The organism is Achromobacter sp. DMS1, assembly GCF_001270295.1.
In genome coordinates, this window is the sequence record NZ_LHSJ01000322.1 from 1 (window position 1) to 4245 (window position 4245).

A 4245-nucleotide genomic window follows, 5' to 3' on the forward strand; every position below is an offset into this window, starting at 1 on the left:
CCGCAAGCCTGGCGGGCGGGAGCAGGCGGCGCAGCCCCGCCATCGAGCCGCCGCAGCGACACCGCAGCGGGCTGCCGATTTGCCCGCGATCTTTCAGTATCCCAGCAACGGTCCGGTCTCCGGATCCCCTTCTCCTGCGCAAGCCTGGCGGGCGGGAGCAGGCGGCGCAGCCCCGCCATCGAGCCGCCGCAGCGACACCGCAGCGGGCTGCCGATTTGCCCGCGATCTTTCAGTATCCCAGCAACGGTCCGGTCTCCGGATCCCCTTCTCCTGGACAGCGCCATGCATCTCGAACATGCTCCCACTTCGCAGCCGGAAAAGGGCCAGCCGCCCCGCAGCATGAAGAAGATCGCCGCGGCCAGCGTCATTGGCACGACGGTCGAATGGTATGACCTCTTTATCTTCGCAACCGCGTCCGCGCTGGTCTTCAACAAAGTCTTCTTTCCGTCGTTCGACCCGCTGACCGGCACGCTGCTGGCGTTCGGCACGTTCGCCTCCGCCTATGTGGCCCGCATGGCGGGCGCCGCGCTGTTCGGCCATTTTGGCGACCGGGTCGGCCGGAAATCCATGCTGCTGGTGTCGCTCGTCATGATGGGCGCGGCCACCTTCGCCATCGGCCTGCTCCCGGACTACGACGCGATCGGCATCTGGGCGCCGACCCTGCTCCTGGCCTTGCGGGTCGTCCAGGGCCTGGCCCTGGGCGGGGAATGGGGCGGCGCGGTGCTGATGGCGGTGGAACACGCGCCGGCCGGACGCCGCGGCCTGTATGGCTCGTGGGTGCAGATCGGCGTGCCCGCCGGAACGCTGATCGCCAACCTGGTGTTCCTGCTGTGCAGCGCGGTCATGTCCGCCGAGGCGCTGCTGTCCTGGGGCTGGCGCATCCCGTTCCTGGCCAGCATTGTGCTCGTGGGCGTAGGCATGTACATCCGCCTGAACACGTCGGAAACGCCGTCGTTCAGCAAGATCAAAGCGTCCGCCGCGCAAGTGAAAATTCCGCTGGCGGAGGTGCTGGCGCGGTCCTGGAGGCAGGTCCTGCTGGGCGGCGTGGCGACCATGTCGACCGGCGCCTCGTTCAACCTGATCGTGGCGTTCGGCCTGTCGTATGGCACGCAGACGCTGGGCTACTCGCGCAACCAGATGCTGGCCATGGTGCTGGCCGCCTGCGCCCTGTGCATGGCGCTATTGCCGCTGTTCGGGCTGCTGTCGGACAAGATCGGCCGCAAACCGGTGATTGTCGGAGGCATCGTGGCCGAAGCGTTGCTGGCCTTCCCGCTGTTCTGGCTGCTGGACACCGGCGCGTTCCCGCTGGCCCTGCTGGGCTACCTGCTGATGATGAGCGCCTTCGCCGCGAACTATGGCCCCATCGCCACGTTCCTGGCGGAACTGTTCGGCGCCAACGTCCGCTACTCGGGGCTCTCCGTCAGCTATATGCTCTCCGGGCTGCTGGGCAGCGCCGCCACGCCCATCGTCACCACGGCGCTGCTGTCGGCCACTGGCCGCGGATCATCGGTCGCCTGGTACATGATCGGATCGGCGGCGGTTTCAGCCCTTGCCCTGCTGATGCTGGCCGAGACGCTGAGGCGCGAAGCCCCGGCGCATGTGCCGGCCGCCCGCGCCAAGGCCCAGCTTTCCTGAACGACGCGGCGGACGGGCGGCGGCGTCCCCGCCGCTGCGCCACGCGGGCTGTTTCAGGAGTAAAAAGCAGTCATCGTGGTGTCCGCCGTCCGCCAGGCGCGGGTTTCGCGCCCGCCGGCGGGAGAACGTATGAACCGAAGACTTGGGATAGCCCCCCCGCAAGGCTCCCCGCTCGACTACCGGCATGTGTTCCTGAGCATGCCCGCGGCCCTCATGGTCACCCGCTACCGCGTGATATGCGACTGCAACAATGCATTCCTGAACATGTTCAGGGCCTGCCGCAACGACTTCATCGGTCAGACCGTGCGAGTGCTGTATCCGAACCAGACGGATTTCGAGCGTTGCGGGGCACGGGTGATTCCGACGCTCAAGCGTCACGGGCGGTTTACCGAGGCGCGGGTCATGCAGCGGATCGGCGGCGATCTGTTCTGGGTCAGCGTGACGGGCTTTACCGAAACGCGCGACGATCCCTACCGCGAGGCTTTCTGGTTCTTCTCGGAGCTCGGGCTGGCCGCGGCCGCCCCTGACGGCAAGACGTCCGTGCACCAGGCCGTCTCGGACGCCAAGAACTCGATGACGCAGCGCGAGCGCGACGTGGCGGCCCTGTTGATCCAGAACCAGACCGCCAAGGAAATCGGCAGGGCCCTGGGCATCAGCCCGCGCACCGTCGAGGTCTTCCGCAGCAAGCTCCTGAAGAAATTCAATGCTCCCTCGACCGCGGTCCTGGTCAAGTACCTGCTTGCCTAGGGCCATGCGGACCGCGCGCCGGGCCGGCCTTGCGCGACAGCCGCCTAAGCGTCTCGCGTCACCCGCAAGATTTCTTCCGGCGAAGTCTTGCCCTCGTCGATCCAGCGTTGTCCGTCATCACGCATGCTGCGCATGCCGGCGGCCACCGCGGCCAGACGCAGTTCGCGCTCGTCGCGCCCATCATGGATCAGCCGGCGCGCCTCGTCGTCGACGGTAAAGAGCTCGTGGATGCCGGAACGTCCGCTGTAGCCGGTGTGATTGCAGGCGGGGCAGCCCACGGGCTGGTAAACGCGCCGGCCGTCGACGGTGGCGGGCCGCTTGCAGGCCGGGCACAGTTTGCGCACCAGGCGCTGCGCCAGCACGCCCAACAGCGAAGACGCCAGCAGAAAAGGTTCCACGCCCATGTCGGTCAGACGCGTCACCGCCGAGACCGCGTCGTTGGTGTGCAGGGTCGCCAGCACCAGGTGGCCCGTCAGCGAAGCCTGCACGGCGATCTGGGCGGTTTCCAGATCTCGGATCTCGCCGATCATGATGACATCCGGGTCCTGGCGCAGGATGGCCCGCAGCGCCAGCGCGAAGCTCATGTCGATCTTGGCGTTGACTTGCGTCTGGCTGATGCCGGGCAGGTCGTACTCGATGGGATCTTCCACCGTGAGAATGTTGCTGGTGCTCGCGTCAAGCCGGCTCAGGGCGGCGTAGAGCGTGGTAGTCTTGCCGCTGCCCGTGGGGCCGGTGACGAGCACGATGCCGTGCGGCTGGCGGATCAGCCGGTCCAGCCGCGCCAGCACCTCGGGGCTCATGCCCAGCGTCTCCAGCCGCAGCCGCCCAGCCTCCTTGTCGAGCAGGCGCAGCACGGCGCGCTCGCCGTGGCCCGTGGGCAAGGTGGAGACGCGCACGTCGATGGGGCGCCCGCCCACGCGCAGCGCGATGCGGCCATCCTGCGGCAGGCGCTTCTCGGCGATGTCCAGGTGCGCCATGATCTTGATGCGCGAGATCAGCGCCGCGTGCAGCGCCTTGCGCGGCGACACCACGTCGCGCAGCGTGCCATCCACGCGGTAGCGCACCACCGAATGCGTCTCGAAGGGCTCGATGTGGATGTCGCTCGCACCGTCGCGCGCGGCCTGCGCGAACAGCGCGTTGATCATGCGGATGACGGGCGCATCGTCCTGCGCCTCCAGCAGGTCGGCCACTTCGGGCATGTCCTGCAGCAGGCGGTCGAGGTCGATCTCGTTTTCCGCCACGCCCATGACCGAAGCCGCGTCCTCCGAATGCGTGTAGGCCGCCGTCAGCAGGGTTTCCAGCGCCTCGTCGTCCACGCACTCGATCTGCGCCTCTCCGTGGCAGCGGCGCACTTCCTGCAGCGCCCAGGCGGGCGTGCGCGGGCTGACCGTCAGCCGGGCCTGCCCCGCGCGCAGCGACAGCAGCGCCCGCTGCGCGCGCGCCCAGGCATAGGGCAAGGGATGCGTGCTCACAGCGACGACACCACCGTGCTCTTGAAGCCCAGTTCGCGCAGCAGCGCCGTGGCGGTGGACAGCGTGGCGGGATCCTTGGCGACCTGGCTGCGCACCACATAGCCCATGCCGCCGGGGCCCGTCTGCACATAGGCCTGCAGGCCGCTGGCCTGCACGCTCAAGAAAATGCGTTTTGTTGCCTTCGAGGGCGGCGGCGAGGCCGTCACCGCGCTGCGCGGCGGACACATCCAGGCTTACATGGGCGATGCGGCCGAGGCTTTCACCATGCTCGAAGGCGGCGCGCCGATCCGCGTGCTGGCCGGTGTTCAACAACGAGCGCCTGCCGGGCAAGCTGGCCTCGGTGCCCACGGCCAAGGAACAGGGCTACGACATCGTCTGGCCTATCACTCCG

General features: G+C 68.2%; 4 protein-coding genes and 1 pseudogene. 3 read left to right on the forward strand and 2 right to left on the reverse strand.

The annotated features are described in order from the left end of the window. Positions 1 to 282 precede the first annotated feature (282 nt). Both AD428_RS23435 and AD428_RS23440 read left to right on the forward strand, forming a co-directional pair. Entirely contained in the window at positions 283 to 1635 is a 1353-nt protein-coding gene (locus AD428_RS23435; RefSeq protein WP_053246748.1) for an MFS transporter, read from the forward strand. Positions 1636 to 1764: 129 nt separating this feature from the next. Then, entirely contained in the window at positions 1765 to 2382 is a 618-nt protein-coding gene (locus AD428_RS23440; RefSeq protein WP_082308567.1) for a LuxR C-terminal-related transcriptional regulator, read from the forward strand. Between the two features lie 44 nt (positions 2383 to 2426). On the opposite strand, the gene gspE is transcribed toward AD428_RS23440, so the two are convergent. Together gspE and AD428_RS26930 are read right to left on the reverse strand one after the other, a co-directional pair. Beyond that, positions 2427 to 3854, reverse strand: coding sequence for a type II secretion system ATPase GspE (gene gspE, locus AD428_RS23445; RefSeq protein WP_053246750.1), 1428 nt, complete (start codon positions 3852 to 3854; stop codon positions 2427 to 2429). Then, positions 3851 to 4015, reverse strand: coding sequence for a hypothetical protein (locus AD428_RS26930; protein ID WP_160318621.1), 165 nt, complete (start codon positions 4013 to 4015; stop codon positions 3851 to 3853). Before AD428_RS26930 ends, gspE begins: the two co-directional genes overlap by 4 nt. Here AD428_RS26930 and AD428_RS25805 point away from each other — a divergent pair. Next, positions 4014 to 4245, forward strand: a pseudogene (locus AD428_RS25805) (tripartite tricarboxylate transporter substrate-binding protein); the annotation flags it as partial. The gene AD428_RS26930 and the pseudogene AD428_RS25805 overlap by 2 nt on opposite strands.

Excerpts from the sequence above, each read along its gene's own strand:
- AD428_RS23435 (WP_053246748.1), top strand. The coding sequence starts at position 283 with ATGCATCTCGAACATGCTCCCACTTCGCAGCCGGAAAAGGGCCAGCCG.
- AD428_RS23440 (WP_082308567.1), top strand. The coding sequence starts at position 1,765 with ATGAACCGAAGACTTGGGATAGCCCCCCCGCAAGGCTCCCCGCTCGAC.